19 protein-coding genes are annotated in these 18,063 nt (G+C 62.6%); 1 reads left to right on the top strand and 18 read right to left on the bottom strand.

Annotated features, from left to right (window positions below; all coding sequences use genetic code 11):
- Positions 1-287: 287 nt before the first annotated feature.
- From rpsQ to rpsJ, 11 genes are read right to left on the bottom strand one after another with little or no spacing between them, the layout of a single operon-like run.
- Positions 288-593, bottom strand: a complete 306-nt coding sequence (gene rpsQ, locus ACTHQS_RS04060; RefSeq protein ID WP_018760451.1) for a 30S ribosomal protein S17 — start codon at positions 591-593, stop codon at positions 288-290.
- Positions 590-919: a 50S ribosomal protein L29 gene (gene rpmC, locus ACTHQS_RS04065; RefSeq protein WP_018760452.1), complete on the bottom strand. Its 330-nt coding sequence runs from the start codon at positions 917-919 to the stop codon at positions 590-592. Before rpmC ends, rpsQ begins: the two co-directional genes overlap by 4 nt.
- 2 nt (positions 920-921) lie before the next feature.
- Complete coding sequence (gene rplP, locus ACTHQS_RS04070) at positions 922-1,338, bottom strand: 50S ribosomal protein L16 (RefSeq protein ID WP_015937848.1); 417 nt, start codon at positions 1,336-1,338, stop codon at positions 922-924.
- Entirely contained in the window at positions 1,339-2,169 is an 831-nt protein-coding gene (gene rpsC / locus ACTHQS_RS04075) for a 30S ribosomal protein S3 (RefSeq protein ID WP_440166298.1), read from the bottom strand.
- Positions 2,170-2,535: a 50S ribosomal protein L22 gene (gene rplV, locus ACTHQS_RS04080; RefSeq protein ID WP_009358304.1), complete on the bottom strand. Its 366-nt coding sequence runs from the start codon at positions 2,533-2,535 to the stop codon at positions 2,170-2,172. It abuts the gene before it with no gap.
- Between the two features lie 38 nt (positions 2,536-2,573).
- Positions 2,574-2,855 (bottom strand): 30S ribosomal protein S19, encoded by a 282-nt coding sequence (gene rpsS / locus ACTHQS_RS04085; protein WP_003803803.1) that lies wholly within the window; start codon positions 2,853-2,855, stop codon positions 2,574-2,576.
- A gap of 12 nt (positions 2,856-2,867) precedes the next feature.
- Positions 2,868-3,707, bottom strand: a complete 840-nt coding sequence (gene rplB, locus ACTHQS_RS04090; RefSeq protein WP_026264302.1) for a 50S ribosomal protein L2 — start codon at positions 3,705-3,707, stop codon at positions 2,868-2,870.
- 29 nt (positions 3,708-3,736) lie between these two features.
- Positions 3,737-4,042: a 50S ribosomal protein L23 gene (gene rplW, locus ACTHQS_RS04095; protein ID WP_011692807.1), complete on the bottom strand. Its 306-nt coding sequence runs from the start codon at positions 4,040-4,042 to the stop codon at positions 3,737-3,739.
- Positions 4,039-4,659 (bottom strand): 50S ribosomal protein L4, encoded by a 621-nt coding sequence (gene rplD / locus ACTHQS_RS04100; protein WP_440166300.1) that lies wholly within the window; start codon positions 4,657-4,659, stop codon positions 4,039-4,041. The genes rplW and rplD overlap by 4 nt, the downstream gene beginning before the upstream one ends.
- Positions 4,660-4,663: 4 nt before the next feature.
- Entirely contained in the window at positions 4,664-5,314 is a 651-nt protein-coding gene (gene rplC, locus ACTHQS_RS04105) for a 50S ribosomal protein L3 (protein WP_307425018.1), read from the bottom strand.
- A 17-nt stretch (positions 5,315-5,331) separates the two neighbouring features.
- Complete coding sequence (rpsJ, locus tag ACTHQS_RS04110) at positions 5,332-5,640, bottom strand: 30S ribosomal protein S10 (protein WP_003803825.1); 309 nt, start codon at positions 5,638-5,640, stop codon at positions 5,332-5,334.
- Between the two features lie 396 nt (positions 5,641-6,036).
- Between rpsJ and ACTHQS_RS04115 the strand changes: the two genes are divergently transcribed.
- Positions 6,037-7,473, top strand: a complete 1,437-nt coding sequence (locus tag ACTHQS_RS04115) for a GH1 family beta-glucosidase (protein ID WP_440166302.1) — start codon at positions 6,037-6,039, stop codon at positions 7,471-7,473.
- Between the two features lie 33 nt (positions 7,474-7,506).
- Here the strand turns inward: ACTHQS_RS04115 and ACTHQS_RS04120 are convergent, their stop codons facing one another.
- From ACTHQS_RS04120 to ACTHQS_RS04150, 7 genes are all read right to left on the bottom strand, one after another.
- Positions 7,507-8,757, bottom strand: coding sequence for an Nramp family divalent metal transporter (locus ACTHQS_RS04120; protein ID WP_440166304.1), 1,251 nt, complete (start codon positions 8,755-8,757; stop codon positions 7,507-7,509).
- A gap of 107 nt (positions 8,758-8,864) precedes the next feature.
- A complete protein-coding gene (locus ACTHQS_RS04125) occupies positions 8,865-8,990 on the bottom strand; it encodes a hypothetical protein (protein WP_440166306.1) in 126 nt (41 codons plus the stop codon).
- Between the two features lie 166 nt (positions 8,991-9,156).
- Entirely contained in the window at positions 9,157-10,347 is a 1,191-nt protein-coding gene (tuf, locus tag ACTHQS_RS04130) for an elongation factor Tu (RefSeq protein WP_018760460.1), read from the bottom strand.
- A gap of 256 nt (positions 10,348-10,603) precedes the next feature.
- A complete protein-coding gene (fusA, locus tag ACTHQS_RS04135) occupies positions 10,604-12,718 on the bottom strand; it encodes an elongation factor G (RefSeq protein WP_440166308.1) in 2,115 nt (704 codons plus the stop codon).
- 69 nt (positions 12,719-12,787) lie between these two features.
- Positions 12,788-13,258 carry a 30S ribosomal protein S7 gene (gene rpsG, locus ACTHQS_RS04140; RefSeq protein ID WP_003803829.1) on the bottom strand — a complete coding sequence of 157 codons (471 nt, stop codon included), beginning with the start codon at positions 13,256-13,258 and terminating at the stop codon, positions 12,788-12,790.
- A gap of 1 nt (position 13,259) precedes the next feature.
- The gene (rpsL, locus tag ACTHQS_RS04145; RefSeq protein ID WP_009358312.1) at positions 13,260-13,634 is read right to left on the bottom strand and encodes a 30S ribosomal protein S12; all 375 of its coding nucleotides are present in this window, start codon (positions 13,632-13,634) and stop codon (positions 13,260-13,262) included.
- A gap of 449 nt (positions 13,635-14,083) precedes the next feature.
- Positions 14,084-17,983 carry a DNA-directed RNA polymerase subunit beta' gene (locus ACTHQS_RS04150; RefSeq protein WP_440166310.1) on the bottom strand — a complete coding sequence of 1,300 codons (3,900 nt, stop codon included), beginning with the start codon at positions 17,981-17,983 and terminating at the stop codon, positions 14,084-14,086.
- Positions 17,984-18,063 lie beyond the last annotated feature (80 nt).

Raw genomic sequence — 18,063 nt, forward strand, 5'->3', positions numbered from 1 at the left:
CCCCCGCTCACATATGGCCCCTGTTCCGCCAACGCCCGCTCACTCTCTTGAAAACAGTGATGGGGCGTCGCCGAAAAAGCGGTGATAAGTGATGGGGCGTTTAGGCGGGACGGACGACGGCGTCACGCAGGGCAGTCTTTCGACCCGCCCAGGGTGCCGCTCCCCCGCCAGGCCACGGCATCGCCGTCGTCCGTTAGGGTGAAACGCTGCCTGGCGTGACGCCCGCGTTAAGCGAGGAAGCCCCCGCTCCCGGAAGGGAACAGGGGCTTCCAGCGAAGCAGCAGGTGCTACTTGGCCTTTTCGAGGATTTCCACGAGCCGCCAGTTCTTGGTGGCGGACAGCGGACGGGTCTCGGCGATGACAACGAGGTCGCCGATGCCGGCGGTGTTCTCTTCGTCGTGTGCCTTGACCTTGGAGGTACGGCGGATGACCTTGCCGTACAGGGCGTGCTTTACGCGGTCCTCAACCTCGACAACGATGGTCTTTTCCATCTTGTCGGAGACCACGTAGCCGCGACGCGTCTTGCGGTAACCGCGCTCCCCAGCCTTGGCGGCGGTAGCAGTTTCCGTCACGTTCTCGTCCTTTTCACTCACTTGGCATCCTCCTCGGTCTCAACCGTTTCAGCCTTTTCGGCCTTCTTGGTTGCAGCCTTCTTGGACTTCTTTTCTTCCTTGGCTTCCACAACCGGTGCGGCAACCTCGGCACGAATGCCCAGCTCGCGTTCGCGGAGAACGGTGTAGATGCGCGCAATGTCCTTCTTTACTGCACGCAGGCGGCCGTGGTTCTCCAGCTGACCGGTGGCGGACTGGAAACGCAGGTTGAACAGCTCTTCCTTGGCCTTGCGGAGTTCTTCAACGAGACGCTCGTTGTCGAAACCGTCCAGCTGTGCGGGAGCCAGATCCTTGGATCCTACTGCCATTTCTACTCACCACCTTCGCGACGCACAATGCGTGCCTTCAACGGCAGCTTGTGGATCGCCAGGCGCAGGGCCTCGCGAGCTACCTCTTCATTGACACCGGAGAGTTCGAAGAGAACCCGACCCGGCTTGACGTTGGCGACCCACCATTCCGGTGAACCCTTACCGGAACCCATGCGGGTTTCGGCCGGCTTCTTGGTCAGCGGACGGTCCGGGTAGATGTTGATCCAGACCTTGCCGCCACGCTTGATGTGGCGGGTCATGGCGATACGAGCGGACTCGATCTGGCGGTTGGTGACGTATGCCGGGCTCAGAGCCTGGATACCCCACTCGCCGAACGAAACCTCGGTGCCGCCCGTAGCAGCGCCGGAACGACCCGGGTGGTGCTGCTTACGGTGCTTTACTCGACGTGGGATAAGCATTTAAGCCTGTCCTCCTTCTACAGCGGCCGGAGCCGCCTCAGCTGCCGGAGCTTCAGCAGCAGGAGCTGCGTCAGCGGCCGGGCGGTCGTTGCGACGACGGCGGTCACCACGGTCAGCGCCACCCGGGCGGCCGCCACGATCGGACCGGGGTCCACGGGACGGTGCGGCAGCAGCCTGTGCGGCCAGTTCCTTCGCGGTGACGTCACCCTTGTAGATCCAGACCTTCACACCGATGCGGCCGAAGGTGGTCTTGGCTTCGTAGAAGCCGTAGTCGATGTTCGCGCGGAGGGTGTGAAGGGGCACACGGCCTTCGCGGTAGAACTCCGAGCGGGACATTTCAGCGCCACCCAGGCGGCCCGAGCAGGCGATACGGATGCCCTTGGCACCTGCACGCTGTGCGGACTGCATGGCCTTCTTCATCGCACGGCGGAATGCCACGCGTGAAGTCAGCTGCTCTGCAACGCCCTGGGCCACAAGCTGGGCTTCCATCTCGGGGTTCTTGACCTCGAGGATGTTCAGCTGGACCTGCTTGCCGGTGAGCTTTTCGAGCTCGCCGCGGATGCGGTCTGCTTCAGCTCCACGGCGGCCGATGACGATGCCGGGACGTGCCGTGTGGATGTCCACGCGGACGCGGTCACGGGTGCGCTCGATCTCGACCTTGGCGATGCCGGCGCGCTCCATGCCCGTGGACATGAGCTGGCGGATGCGGATGTCTTCGCGAACGAAGTCCTTGTACCGCTGTCCGGCCTTGGTGCTGTCAGCGAACCAGTGCGATACGTGATCGGTGGTGATGCCGAGTCGGAACCCGTGCGGGTTTACTTTCTGTCCCACTTAGCGAGCCTCCTCTTTCTCCGGGGTAGCGACTACCACGGTGATGTGGCTGGTGCGCTTCTTGATCTGAAATGCACGACCCTGGGCACGCGGCTGGAACCGCTTCATGGTCGGGCCTTCATCAACAAACGCTTCGCTGATGATGAGGTCGCCTTCGTCAAACGCCACGCCGTCGCGGTCCGCGAGGACCCGGGCGTTGGAGATTGCTGACTGAACTACCTTGAATACCGGCTCCGAAGCTGCCTGCGGGGCAAACTTCAGAATTGCCAGAGCCTCATTCGCTTGCAATCCACGAACAAGGTTGACGACGCGCCGGGCCTTCATAGGCGTTACGCGGATGTGGCGCGCAATTGCCTTGGCTTCCATTGCTTTCCTTCTCTCGTCTTTGACGTAAACGCAGGCGCCTAGCGGCGCTTGCCCTTACGGTCGTCCTTGACATGGCCGCGGAATGTCCGCGTGGGAGCGAATTCGCCGAGCTTGTGCCCGACCATCGACTCAGTGACAAACACCGGGATGTGCTTGCGTCCGTCGTGTACGGCGATCGTGTGTCCGAGCATGTCGGGGATGATCATCGAACGGCGGGACCAGGTCTTGATGACGTTCTTGGTGCCCTTTTCGTTTTCCCTGGCTACCTTCACAAAGAGGTGCTGGTCAACGAAAGGACCTTTTTTCAGGCTGCGTGGCATGTGTCCAGGCTCCTATCGCTTGTTCTTGCCAGTACGACGGCGACGCACAATAAGCTTGTCGCTCTCTTTGTTGGGGCGGCGGGTGCGGCCTTCACGCTTACCGTTCGGGTTGACGGGGTTACGTCCACCGGACGTCTTACCCTCACCACCACCGTGCGGGTGGTCAACCGGGTTCATGGCGACACCACGGACGGTCGGGCGGACGCCCTTCCACCGCATACGGCCGGCCTTGCCCCAGTTGATGTTCGACTGCTCGGCGTTGCCCACCTCGCCGACGGTTGCGCGGCAGCGCACGTCAACGTTGCGGATTTCGCCGGAAGGCAGACGCAGCTGGGCGAAGCGGCCTTCCTTGGCAACAAGCTGGATGGATGCGCCGGCGGAACGGCCCATCTTGGCGCCGCCACCGGGACGCAGTTCAACTGCGTGGATGACAGTACCCACCGGGATGTTGAGCAGGGGCAGGTTGTTACCGGGCTTGATGTCAGCACCGGCACCGGCCTCAACTACGTCGCCCTGGGAGAGCTTGTTGGGAGCGATGATGTAACGCTTGGTGCCATCAACGTAGTGCAGGAGGGCGATGCGAGCCGTGCGGTTCGGATCGTACTCGATTTCGGCAACGCGGGCGTTGACGCCGTCCTTGTCGTGGCGACGGAAGTCGATCAGACGGTACTGGCGCTTGTGTCCGCCACCCTTGTGACGGGTGGTGATCTTACCGGTGTTGTTACGGCCGCCCTTTTTGGGCAGCGGACGTACCAACGACTTTTCCGGCGTCGACCGCGTGATTTCGATAAAGTCCGCTACGCTCGAGCCACGACGGCCCGGGGTAGTCGGCTTGTACTTACGGATTCCCATAATTTATTTCCTCGTTAAAGTGGTCTCCGCTACGCGAGCGGACCGCCGAAGATGTCGATGGTGCCTTCTTTGAGGGTGACAATCGCACGCTTGGTGTTCTTGCGGGTACCCCATCCGAATTTGGTGCGCTTGCGCTTACCGGCACGGTTGATGGTGTTGATCGATTCGACCTTGACGGAGAAGATCTTCTCCACGGCCAGCTTGATCTCGGTCTTGTTCGAACGGGGGTCCACCAGGAAGGTGTACTTGCCCTCGTCGATCAGGCCGTAGCTCTTTTCCGACACGACGGGTGCAAGCACGACGTCGCGGGGATCCTTGATGGTGGCTGCACTCACTTGGCATCCTCCTCGTTCTTAGCTGCCTTAGCGGCAACGAATGCGTCGTAAGCAGCCTTGGTGAAGACAACGTCATCAGAGACGAGAACGTCGTAGGTGTTCAGCTGGTCTGCGTACAGAACGTGAACGCCGGCGAGGTTGCGCACGGACAGTGCAGCAACGTCGTTATCGCGCTCGATGACGACCAGCAGGTTCTTGCGGTCGGAAACACCGCGGAGCGTTGCCAGGGCAGTCTTGGCGGACGGCTTGGTGCCTTCAACCAGTTCTGCGACAACGTGGATGCGACCGTTGCGGGCCCGGTCAGACAGTGCGCCGCGCAGTGCAGCAGCAATCATCTTCTTGGGGGTGCGCTGGCTGTAGTCACGCGGGGTGGGACCGTGGACAACGCCACCGCCGGTCATGTGGGGAGCACGGATGGAACCCTGACGGGCGCGGCCGGTGCCCTTCTGCTTGAACGGCTTGCGTCCTGCACCGGAAACTTCAGCGCGGGTCTTGGTCTTGTGGGTTCCCTGGCGGGCAGCAGCGAGCTGGGCAACGACAACCTGGTGCAGCAGCGGCACGTTGGTCTGAACGTCGAAGATCTCTGCAGGCAGGTCAACCTGGACAGTGTTAGCCATTGAACTAGGCTCCCTTCACGGCGGTGCGTACGAAGACGACCTGGCCACGGGCACCGGGAACGGCACCCTTGATAAGGAGCAGCGACTTCTCGACGTCGACCGCGTGAACGGTGAGGTTCAGCGTGGTGTGACGAACGGCGCCCATGCGGCCGGCCATTTTCATGCCCTTGAAGACGCGGCTCGGGGTGGATGCGCCACCGATTGAACCGGGCTTACGGTGGTTCTTGTGGGCACCGTGGGAAGCGCCAACGCCGTGGAAGCCGTGACGCTTCATGACACCGGCGAAGCCCTTACCCTTGGTGGTCCCGACGACGTCGATCTTCTGGCCGGCTTCGAAGAGCTCCACGGAGAGCTCCTGGCCCAGCTCGTACTCGGCAGCATCTGCGGTACGAAGTTCGACGACGTGGCGGCGAGGCGTGACGCCTGCCTTTTCAAAGTGACCAGCCAGCGGCTTGGTGACCTTGCGGGGATCGATCTGGCCGTAGCCGATCTGAACGGCGACGTAGCCATCAACTTCTGCGTTGCGCAGCTGGGTGATGACGTTCGAGTCTGCCTGGACCACAGTGACGGGGATGAGCTTGTTGTTCTCGTCCCAGACCTGGGTCATGCCGAGCTTCGTGCCCAGCAGGCCCTTTACGTTACGGGTTGCGGTCATAGTCTCTCAGCACCTCCCTACAGCTTGATTTCGATGTTCACGTCAGCCGGCAGGTCGAGACGCATGAGCGAGTCAACAGCCTTCGGCGTGGGATCGATGATGTCGATAAGACGCTTGTGTGTGCGCATTTCAAAGTGCTCGCGGCTGTCCTTGTACTTGTGCGGAGAGCGGATAACGCAGTACACGTTCTTCTCCGTCGGCAGCGGCACGGGGCCAACTACCGTTGCGCCTGCGCGCGTGACCGTCTCAACGATCTTCCGTGCTGAAACGTCAATGACCTCGTGGTCGTATGACTTCAGCCGGATGCGGATTTTTTGTCCCGCCATGTCGCCTGACTCTCTTTCAGTCTGTGCTTCCCCGGTTTAGGGCTGCCCTGTTCACTTACTCGTTGTATGGCTGCCGAAGCATTTGAGGTCGTAACCACCATCCGCCGCACAAACTGAATCCGGATAAATCCGGGTTCCTCACCTTGCCGGCGCAACCGACCCCCGCGGTCGGGCGTGTCGCGCTGAACACGCATACAAATCCGCAATTCCATTGGGGTGGGTTATGTTTGGTCTTCAACTTGGACCCTGCACCCGGCATTATCCGGATCGGGACGCGAAGAAGCGCTTGAACAACTCATCTAGTATGCCGGAAAAGCCCCGCAGATGCGAATTGGCCCCTGTCCGTCCCCCTCACGGACCATTGCAGCGAAAAGAAACGGGCTGGATGATAGGGGGATGACCCTGGAAGGCACTGAATCGGTGACGGAACTGGCCGGGCGCGTGCCGCCGTCGTTCACTCTGGGCGTCGCCGCCGCGGCGTTCCAAATCGAAGGCGCGCTGACAGCCGGTGGCCGCGGACCCTCAGGGTGGGACGCTTTTGCGGAGAAGCCCGGCGCCATCCTGGACGGGCACTCCCCCGCAGTGGCGTGCGACCACTACAACCGGCTGCCGGAGGATATTGCGCTGCTCAAGGAGTTGGGCGTCGACTCCTACCGGTTCTCGCTTTCCTGGCCGCGCATCCAGCCCGACGGCCGGGGCGGTTTGAACGCCGAAGGCCTGGACTTCTACGACCGCCTCATCGACCAGCTCCTCGACGCCGGCATTTCCCCCATGGCCACCCTCTACCACTGGGACACCCCCTTGCCGCTGGAACACCGTGGCGGCTGGCTGAACCGCGACACTGCCGAAAGGTTCGGCGAGTACGCCCGAGCCGCCGGTGAGCGGTTCGGGGACCGGGTGGACCAGTGGGTCACCCTCAATGAGCCCGTGTCGGTCACCCTTAACGGATACGCACTGGGGGTCCATGCGCCGGGGCGCCGGTTGATGTTCGATGCCCTTCCCGCCATCCACCACCAGCTCCTGGCGCACGGGCTGGGCGTGCAGGCACTGCGGGCGGCCGGAGTGGCGGGCGGCGTTGGCCTGACCAACCTGCACTCCCCCGTCAGGCCCGCCACCCGGAAGATCGGCGACCGACTCGTGGCGCACCTCTACGACCTCCTCATGAACAGGCTCTACGCTGATCCCGTCCTGCTGGGGCGGTACCCAAAACTGCCCGTGTACGCCAAGCCCTGGCTGCGATCAATCGGCAAGATATCCGATGCCGATCTGAGGACCATCCACCAGCCCCTCGACTTCTACGGGCTCAACTACTACTTTCCGGTGAAGGTGGCCCTGGGGCCAGGCATCACCCCCATGCCTGCGGACATGCACAAGGAAATAGCCAAGCTGCCTTTCCACGAAGTGGGTTACCCCGAGTACGGCAGCACGGGCTTCGGGTGGCCCGTGGCACCGGAGCACCTGGGCGTCCTGCTGCAGGAAATGCGGGACCGGTACGGACAGGCCCTCCCGCCGATGTACATCACCGAGGGCGGCGCGAGCTTCCCTGAGCCCGACAGGGTTTCAGAGACGCTGGAGGACACGGACCGGGTGGAGTACCTGGCTGCGCACCTTGGAACGGCACTTGAGGCCATTGCGCCGGGCGGCATAGCGGAGGGCGTGGACCTGCGCGGCTACTACGTCTGGACGCTCATGGACAACTTCGAGTGGGCCGCAGGTTACTCGCAACGTTTCGGGCTGGTGCATGTGGACTTCGACTCGCTGGAGCGGACCCCGAAGCGGTCCTTCTACTGGTACCAGGCGCTGTCCCGGGCGCGGCGCCAGCGCCAGGACTAGCCGGCCGTTTCCCTGCCTGTGGCCACTGGCAGGTCACTGGTGCCCCAGGACAGTGAGGAAGATCAGCACGCAGTTCAGCCCGACGATCAGGGTGGCGCTGGTCCAGCCGGCGAACCGGAGCGCCTTCGAGTCCGCGTGGATGCCCATCACCTTGCGGCTGCCAGTGAGGCGGATCAGCGGGATGAGCGCAAACGGTATGCCGAAACTCAGGAGCACCTGGCTGAGGACCAGGGCCAACGTAGGTTCGATGCCTGCGCCCAGGACCAACAGGGCGGGGATCAAGGTGATGGTGCGGCGGATCAGCAGCGGAATCCTCACCTTCAGGAGGCCGCCCATGATGGTGGCCCCCGCGTAGCACCCTACCGAGGTGGAGGCCAGGCCCGAGGCCAGCAGTCCCACAGCGAATACGACGCCGATGACCGGCCCCAGTGCCGACGTCACGGCAGCGTGCGCACCAGCGATGGTGTCGGTCCCCTCCACCCCGCGGAGGCTGGTGGCGGCAAGCAACAGCATGGCAATATTAACGATTCCGGCCAGCAGCAGGGCTCCGGCGACATCAAACCGGGTAGCCCGGATTAACCGCGTCCTGACCGCCGGATCTTCCGAGAAACCGTGCCGGTCCCGGGCCAGGGCGGAGTGGAGATAGATCGCGTGCGGCATGACAGTGGCACCAAGCATGCTGGCCGCGAGCAGGACGGTGTCGGTTCCCTCGAACCGCGGCACGAGGCCGGCAAAGGCACCACCCGGATCGGGCGGCGCGACGAACAGGCCCGAGACAAACCCGACGGCGATGACGCCGAGCAGGGTCAGAATGGCGAGCTCAAAGGACTTCTGGCTCCGGTGCGACTGCAGCGACAGCAGCACCATGGACGCCAGGCCGATGATGAACCCGCCCGTCAGCAGTGGCAAACCGAACAACAGGTTGAGCGCCACGGCCCCGCCAATGACTTCCGCCATATCCGTGGCCCCGGCAACGACCTCAGCCTGCACCCAGTAGGCACGGCGCCGCCCGGTTCCCAGGCGTTTGCCGAGGATTTCCGGCAGGCTCATTCCCGTGGCCAGACCCAGCTTGGCTGACTGGTACTGGATCAGGACGGCCATGCCATTCGCTGCCACCAAAACCCAGACGAGCAGGTACCCGAAATTCGCCCCGGCAGTCAGGTTCGCCGCCACGTTTCCCGGGTCCACGTACGCGATGGCGGCAACGAAGGCCGGCCCGAGCAGCAGAAGGCGGGACCAGACTCTGGTGGTGGCGGATTCCGCCGCCAATGTTGAAACAGCCATCACGTGTCCTCGTCGTTGCGGGCATCAATAAGACGAGGATACCGCCAATTTAGGCATACCGAAAAGTAGGAATAAGGCGTGCCAGCAACCGGAGCTGCAACTGCCTGCTATTGGTTCCTGTTTGCCCTGTTGATCCGCTTGGCCCGGTCAATCTCGTGCCGGAAATTCCTTTTGACCCAGAACACCCCGGCCACGACGGCCACCGCGATGATCAGGAAGATAAGCCATCCCATGATGATCTCCTTTCAGTGCTGCAACAGTATCAGTGGCCCCCTCCAGGCAGCAGGTGCAGAGTCCGGCTAAAAAGGGGCAAAAGGAAAGCCCCGCTGCTTGAAGCAGCGGGGCTTTCGTTCGGATTCAGCGCGGGCCGGGGCCCGACGGATCCTTGATCAGCAAGTACTACTTGATGATCTTGGTAACGCGCCCCGAACCAACGGTGCGGCCGCCTTCGCGGATAGCGAAGCCGAGGCCCTCTTCCATAGCGATGGGCTGGATGAGCGCAACGGTCATCTCAGTGTTGTCGCCAGGCATAACCATTTCCGTGCCCTCGGGCAGGGTGATAACGCCGGTTACGTCCGTGGTACGGAAGTAGAACTGCGGGCGGTAGTTGGAGTAGAACGGGTTGTGACGTCCGCCTTCGTCCTTGGAGAGGATGTAGACGTTGGCCTCGAAGTCGGTGTGCGGGGTGATGGAACCCGGCTTGACGACAACCTGGCCACGCTCGACATCGTCGCGCTTCAGACCGCGGAGCAGCAGGCCACAGTTCTCGCCGGCCCATGCTTCGTCGAGCTGCTTGTGGAACATCTCGATACCGGTAACCGTGGTCTTCTGGACCGGGCGGATGCCGACGATCTCGACCTCGGAGTTGATGGCGAGGGTTCCACGCTCGGCGCGGCCCGTAACAACGGTGCCACGGCCGGTGATGGTGAAGACGTCTTCGATCGGCATCAGGAACGGCTTGTCACGGTCACGTACGGGGTCCGGAACGGACTCGTCGACAGCAGCCATCAGGTCCTCAACGGACTTGACCCACTCGGGGTCGCCTTCCAGGGCCTTCAGGCCTGAAACGCGGACAACCGGAGCGTTGTCGCCATCGAAGCCCTGCGAGCTGAGGAGCTCACGAACTTCCATTTCGACGAGGTCGAGGAGTTCCTCGTCGTCGACCATGTCAGCCTTGTTCAGCGCGACCAGCAGGTAGGGAACACCAACCTGGCGGGCCAGCAGAACGTGCTCGCGGGTCTGAGCCATCGGGCCGTCAGTAGCGGCAACCACGAGGATTGCGCCGTCCATCTGGGCAGCACCGGTGATCATGTTCTTGATGTAGTCAGCGTGGCCGGGGGCGTCAACGTGTGCGTAGTGACGCTTCTCGGTCTGGTACTCCACGTGGGAGATGTTGATGGTAATGCCGCGCTGACGCTCTTCGGGTGCAGAGTCGATCGACGCGAAGTCACGCTTCTCGTTGAGAGTCGGGTACTTGTCGTACAGCACCTTGGAAATGGCGGCCGTCAGCGTCGTCTTACCGTGGTCAACGTGACCGATGGTGCCGATGTTGACGTGCGGCTTAGTCCGCTCGAACTTTGCCTTTGCCACAGGTTCCTCCTAGAACGTTTTCAAATGACATACCCTCCTGCCGCTCTTGTCGCGGCAGAAACTCAGGTAAGTCTACTTGGGGGGCTTTGGATTGGTGAAATTGCAGATTCAGGAACTAATACTAATCCCCTGAGCCTGTTCGTGCAGGGGCCGGAATCCGGCCGGATGGGTCCGGCCGGCCCGGCCACCTGCACCGGCCACGCTGTCCGCTGGCAGACAGCGCAACCGAGGTGTTCGCTTCGAAAGTCCGGAAGGACTACTCGCCGCGGGACTTCTGGATGATCTCGTCGGCAACTGCCTTCGGGACCTCGGCGTAGCTGTTGAACGTCATGGAGTACACAGCACGGCCCTGGGTCTTCGAGCGCAGGTCACCGATGTAGCCGAACATGCCGGACAGCGGAACGTGCGCACGGATGACCTTGACGCCCTGTGCATCTTCCATGGACTGCATCTGGCCACGGCGGGAGTTGAGGTCACCGATAACTTCACCCATGTATTCCTCAGGGGTGCGGACCTCGACATCCATCAGCGGTTCGAGCAGCACCGGGTTCGCCTTGCGTGCAGCTTCCTTGAAAGCCATCCGGCCGGCGATCTTGAACGCCATTTCCGAGGAGTCAACATCGTGGTACGCGCCGTCGATCAGCGTGGCCTTGATGCCAACAACCGGGTAGCCGGCCAGGACGCCGTCGTTCAGTGCATCCTGGATGCCCGCGTCAACAGACGGGATGTACTCGCGGGGAACGCGGCCACCAGTGACCTTGTTCTCGAACTCGTACAGCTCGCCCTCGGCGGTGTCCAGCGGTTCGATGGCGATCTGGATCTTTGCGAACTGACCCGAACCACCGGTCTGCTTCTTGTGCGTGTAGTCGTGGCGTTCGACGGCGCGCTTGATGGTTTCGCGGTAAGCAACCTGGGGCTTGCCCACGTTGGCCTCAACCTTGAACTCGCGGCGCATGCGGTCCACCAGGATGTCCAGGTGGAGCTCGCCCATGCCGGCGATGATGGTCTGGCCGGTGTCTTCGTTGAGGGACACCTGGAAGGTGGGGTCCTCAGCGGAGAGCTTCTGGATGGCGGTGGAGAGCTTCTCCTGGTCACCCTTGGTGTTCGGCTCGATGGCAACCGAGATCACGGGCTCCGGGAAGCTCATGGACTCGAGCACAATCTGGTTGTTGGCATCGCACAGAGTGTCACCCGTGGTGGTGTCCTTCAGGCCGATGGCTGCGTAGATGTGGCCTGCGGTAGCGCCCTCAACGGGCATTTCCTTGTTGGCGTGCATCTGGAACAGCTTGCCGATGCGCTCCTTCTTGCCCTTGGTGGAGTTGACCACCTGGGCGCCTGCTTCCACGTGACCGGAGTACACGCGGATGAAGGTGAGCTGGCCGAAGAACGGGTGGGCAGCAATCTTGAACGCCAGGGCCGAGAACGGCTCTTCGGCGGAAGGCGCGCGGGTCAGTTCCTTCTCTTCGTCGCGAGGATCGTGACCGACCATCGGGGGGACGTCGAGCGGGTTCGGCAGGTAGTCCACCACTGCGTCGAGCATGGGCTGAACGCCGCGGTTCTTGAAGGCAGAACCGCAGAAGATCGGGTAGAGCTCGGAGTTGATGGTCATCTTGCGGATGCCGGCCTTGAGCTCGTCGATCGAGATCTCTTCACCCTCGAGGTACTTCTCCATGAGTTCTTCGGAGGACTCAGCGACGGTCTCAACGAGGTTCGCGCGGTATTCCTCAGCCTTTTCCTGAAGGTCAGCCGGGATCTCGCGGATCTCGTACTTGGCACCCATGGTGACGTCACCCTTGGCATCGCCGGGCCACACCAGGGCACGCATGTAGAGCAGGTCGACGACGCCGATGAAGTCGTTCTCAGCACCGATGGGCAGCTGCATGACCAGCGGCTTGGCGCCGAGGCGGCTGATGATGGTGTCTACGGTGAAGTAGAAGTCAGCACCGAGCTTGTCCATCTTGTTGACGAAGCAGATACGCGGGACGTTGTACTTGTCAGCCTGGCGCCATACGGTCTCGGACTGCGGCTCAACGCCTTCCTTGCCGTCGAAGACGGCGACTGCACCGTCGAGGACGCGCAGGGAGCGCTCAACCTCAACCGTGAAGTCCACGTGGCCCGGGGTGTCGATGATGTTGATCTGGTTGTTTTCCCAGAAGCAGGTCACGGCGGCAGACGTGATGGTGATGCCGCGTTCCTTTTCCTGTTCCATCCAGTCAGTGGTCGAAGCGCCGTCGTGCGTTTCGCCGATCTTGTGGTTCACACCCGTGTAGAACAGGATGCGCTCGGTGGTGGTGGTCTTGCCGGCATCGATGTGGGCCATGATGCCGATGTTGCGGACCTTACTAAGGTCAGTAAGCACGTCCTGTGCCACGGGGTCTCCTTTTGGGATGGACTACACGTTCGCCGCCGGCTCGGTTGAGCCGGCGGCGACCGGGGAGTATTACCAGCGGTAGTGTGCGAAGGCCTTGTTGGATTCGGCCATCTTGTGGGTGTCTTCGCGACGCTTCACAGCGGCACCGAGACCGTTGGACGCATCCAGGATTTCGTTCTGGAGACGTTCGGTCATCGTCTTTTCGCGGCGGGCCTTGGAGTAGCCAACCAGCCACCGCAGGGCGAGTGCGGTGGAGCGGCCCGGCTTGACCTCAACCGGAACCTGGTAGGTGGCGCCACCGACACGGCGGGAGCGGACCTCGAGGGAAGGCTTGACGTTGTCCATGGCCTTCTTCAGGGCTGCAACGGGGTCGCCGCCGGACTTGGCGCGTGCGCCTTCGAGTGCACCGTAGACAATGCGCTCTGCCGTGGACTTCTTACCGTCAACGAGTACCTTGTTGATGAGCTGGGTTACCAGCGGGGAACCGTATACCGGATCCGAAACGAGCGGCCGCTTGGGGGCCGGACCCTTGCGAGGCATATTACTTCTTCTCCATCTTTGCGCCGTAGCGGCTGCGGGCCTGCTTACGGTTCTTCACACCCTGGGTATCGAGGGCGCCACGGACGATCTTGTAGCGGACACCCGGGAGGTCCTTAACACGACCACCGCGAACGAGCACAATGGAGTGCTCCTGCAGGTTGTGGCCAACACCGGGGATGTAGGCGGTAACTTCCACGCCGCCGTTGAGGCGCACACGTGCCACCTTACGCAGAGCCGAGTTCGGCTTCTTCGGGGTGGTGGTGTAGACGCGGGTGCAAACACCGCGGCGCATGGGGCTGCCCTTAAGCGCGGGAGCCTTGGTCTTTGAGACCTTAGGCGTGCGGCCCTTACGGACCAGCTGGTTAATCGTAGGCACTCTCGTGTTCTCCGTTTTATCCGGAGTGGCTGTTTCCGGCCACTCTCCTGTTGCGTTGCCCCGCCGCCCGGGCCCTGAAGGGAATCTCCATGGCGGCGAAGGCGAAGCCTTAATAGTCGGATCGCACACCGGCACGGAACGTACATTCCTGCAGTTCCCTAGGCATGCAAAAATGTGGCATACGTTGCACAAGAACCCTGCAAACCGGAAACGTCGCTCTGGTCCAGCTTTTCAGCTGATACCGGCGCACTCATCCACTGCCACAATAACAATTGGTAACAAGTCTAGCACGGACGGGCTCCATGCCTTAATCGGGGCCTCTCCCCCGGTCGATTGCTCCGTACTTGTCGTTATGGGCCACCAGAACGACAAGTACGGAGCAATCGATGTTTAAACGGGGATGGTCCCCCACCTTTCGGTGCGGGACCATCCGTCGTCAGGCTTACGCGTCAGCGGAAGTCGTTGCCCAGGTCGTAGTCATCCAGCGGGATGGCGTGGAACTCGGGAGCTCCGTCACCGCCCAGGGTGTCGTACGAGAAGTCACTGAATGCGCTGGGGCCGGTGAACAGGTTGGCCTTTGCTTCCTCAGTGGGCTCCACGGTGACCTCGGTGTAGCGCGGGAGGCCCGTGCCGGCCGGGATCAGCTTACCGATGATGACGTTTTCCTTCAGGCCGAGCAGCGGATCGCTCTTGCCTTCCATGGCCGCCTGCGTCAGGACGCGGGTGGTCTCCTGGAAGGAAGCTGCGGACAGCCAGGACTCGGTGGCCAGCGACGCCTTGGTGATGCCCATGAGTTCAGGACGTCCGGAAGCCGGAGTCTTGCCCTCGGACACAACGCGGCGGTTGGCGTCCTCGAAGCGGCTGCGCTCGGCGAGCTCGCCGGGCAGCAGGTCCGATTCGCCGGACTCGATGACCGTGACGCGGCGCAGCATCTGGCGGACGATAACCTCGACGTGCTTGTCGTGGATACCAATACCCTGGCTGCGGTACACGCCCTGCACTTCGTCCACAAGGAACTTCTGTGCCGCACGCGGACCCATGATGCGCAGGACCTGCTTGGGGTCGACCGGGCCGTTGATCAGCTTCTGGCCAACGGAGACATGGTCGCCGTCTTCGATCAGCAGGCGTGAACGGCGGAGGACCGGGTAGGCGATCTCTTCCGTTCCGTCATCCGGGGTGATGACCAGGCGCATCTGGCGCTCGGACTCTTCGATGGTGATGCGGCCGGCTGCTTCAGCAATCGGGGCAACACCCTTCGGAGTACGGGCTTCGAAGAGCTCCTGGATACGGGGCAGACCCTGGGTGATGTCGTCGCCACCGCCTGCGGAAACAGCACCACCGGTGTGGAACGTACGCATGGTCAGCTGGGTACCGGGTTCACCGATGGACTGTGCGGCGATGATGCCCACGGCCTCGCCGATGTCCACGGTCTTGCCGGTGGCCAGCGAACGGCCGTAGCACAGGGCGCAGGTACCGACGCTGGACTCACAGGTGAGTACGGAGCGGACCTTGACCTCGGTGATGCCTGCCTTGAAGAGCTCGTCGATGACCACGTCGCCGCAGTCGGTGCCGGCGGCTGCGAGGACGTTGCCCTCGGAGTCCACGACGTCGACAGCGAGGGTACGTGCGTAGGCGCTGTTCTCGACGTTCTCGTCCAGGACGAGCTCACCGTTGGAATCGGCGACGGCGATGGGCGTGACCAGGCCGCGCTCGGTGCCGCAGTCCTCTTCACGGACGATGACGTCCTGCGAAACGTCCACCAGACGACGGGTCAGGTAACCCGAGTTGGCGGTACGCAGCGCGGTATCGGCCAGACCCTTACGGGCACCGTGCGTGGCGATGAAGTACTCCAGCACTGACAGGCCCTCACGGTAGGAGGACTTGATGGGGCGCGGGATGATTTCACCCTTCGGGTTGGCCACCAGGCCACGGATACCCGCGATCTGGCGGACCTGCATCCAGTTACCACGTGCACCGGAGGACACCATGCGGTTGATGGTGTTCATCGGGGACAGGCTCTCACGCATCACGGAAGCGATGTCGTTGGTTGCCTTGTTCCAGATCTCGATCAGTTCCTGGCGGCGCTCGTCGTCGTCGATCAGGCCCTTGTCGTACTGGCCCTGGATCTTGGCGGCGCGCTCCTCGTAACCGGCAAGGATTTGCGGCTTGGCAGCCGGAACCTCGATGTCGGAGATGGCGACGGTGACGCCTGAACGGGTGGCCCAGTAGAAACCGGCATCCTTCAGGTTGTCCAGCGTTGCCGCGGTAACAACCTTGGGGTAGCGCTCGGCGAGGTCGTTAACGATCCGGGACAGTTCGCCCTTGTCGGCAACGGCTTCAACCCACGGGTAGTCCTCGGGCAGGGTCTGGTTGAACACAACCTGGCCCAGGGAGGTCTGGACGAGCGCCGGCTGGCCGGGCTCCCAACCTTCCGGAGCTTCCCAACCGGCGTAGGGGACGAACCCTTCAAGCCGGATCTTGACCTGCGAGTTCAGGTGCAGCTCGCGTGCATCGAACGCCATGATGGCTTCCGATACGGAAGAGAAGATCCTGCCTTCGCCGGCTGAACCCTTCCGCTTGGTGGTCAGGTGGTACAGGCCGATGATCATATCCTGCGAAGGCAGGGTGACCGGGCGTCCGTCAGAGGGCTTCAGGATGTTGTTCGAGGACAGCATCAGGATCCGGGCTTCGGCCTGGGCTTCGGGGCTCAGCGGCAGGTGGACTGCCATCTGGTCGCCGTCGAAGTCGGCGTTGAACGCGCCACAAACCAGCGGGTGCAGCTGGATTGCCTTGCCTTCAACAAGCTGCGGCTCGAACGCCTGGATGCCCAGGCGGTGCAGGGTAGGTGCACGGTTGAGCAGCACCGGGTGTTCGGTGATGATCTCTTCGAGCACGTCCCAGACCTGCGGGCGGTAGCGCTCCACCATCCGCTTGGCCGACTTGATGTTCTGGGCGTGGTTGAGGTCAACCAAGCGCTTCATCACGAACGGCTTGAAGAGCTCCAGGGCCATCTGCTTGGGCAGGCCGCACTGGTGCAGCTTCAGCTGCGGGCCGACGACGATGACCGAACGGCCGGAGTAGTCGACGCGCTTGCCGAGGAGGTTCTGGCGGAAACGGCCCTGCTTGCCCTTGAGCATGTCGCTCAGGGACTTCAGCGGACGGTTGCCAGGTCCGGTGACCGGGCGGCCGCGGCGGCCGTTGTCGAAGAGGCTGTCAACAGCTTCCTGAAGCATGCGCTTCTCGTTGTTGACGATGATCTCCGGAGCACCCAGGTCAAGCAGGCGCTTGAGGCGGTTGTTGCGGTTGATCACGCGGCGGTACAGGTCGTTGAGGTCGGAGGTCGCGAAGCGGCCACCGTCCAGCTGGACCATGGGGCGCAGTTCCGGCGGGATCACCGGGACGGCGTCGAGGACCATGCCAAGCGGGCTGTTGTTCGTGGTCAGGAATGCGTTGACCACCTTCAGGCGCTTGAGGGCGCGGGTCTTGCGCTGGCCCTTGCCGTTGGCGATGATGTCGCGCAGCAGGTCGGACTCCGCCTGCATGTCGAAGTTCTCGAGGCGCTTCTTGATGGCCTCGGCACCCATGGAGCCTTCGAAGTACATGCCGTAGCGGTCCCGCAGCTCGCGGTACAGGCCCTCGTCACCTTCGAGGTCGGCGACCTTCAGGTTCTTGAAGCGGTCCCAGACCTGCTCGAGGCGCTCGATGTCGGCGTCGGCACGCTTGCGCACGTTGGCCATCTGGCGGTCGGCGGAGTCGCGGGCCTTCTTCTTGTCGGCAGCTTTGGCGCCTTCGCCCTCGAGGCGTGCGATTTCGCCTTCAAGGTCGCGGGCAATCGCGGCGATGTCGCCGTCGCGGTTGTCGATCAGCTGCTTCTTCTCGATGTCGTGCTCAACCTGCAGGTTGGGCAGTTCCTCGTGGCGGGCAGCCTCGTCGACGCTGGTGATCATGTAGGCAGCGAAGTAGATGACCTTTTCGAGGTCCTTCGGGGCCAGGTCAAGGAGGTAGCCCAGGCGGGACGGAACACCCTTGAAGTACCAGATGTGCGTGACCGGGGCGGCCAGCTCGATGTGGCCCATGCGCTCACGGCGGACCTTGGCGCGGGTGACTTCAACGCCACAGCGCTCACAGATGATGCCCTTGAAGCGCACGCGCTTGTACTTGCCGCAGTAGCATTCCCAGTCGCGGGACGGGCCGAAGATCTTCTCGCAGAAGAGGCCGTCCTTCTCGGGCTTGAGCGTGCGGTAGTTGATGGTTTCCGGCTTCTTAACCTCGCCGTACGACCAGCCGCGGATGTCTTCCGCGGTGGCGAGGCCGATCTGCATGAGGCCGAAGGAGGATTCGCTGGACATATGGTCCCTGTTCTCTCTTGTTCTCTAAATTCTGAAGTCTTGGTGCGGGATGAGGGAGGGGGCGTTCGACGGCGGGTGCG

Origin of the sequence: Arthrobacter sp. SAFR-044, from assembly GCF_051965175.1 — a bacterium.
Lineage (GTDB): Bacteria > Actinomycetota > Actinomycetes > Actinomycetales > Micrococcaceae > Arthrobacter.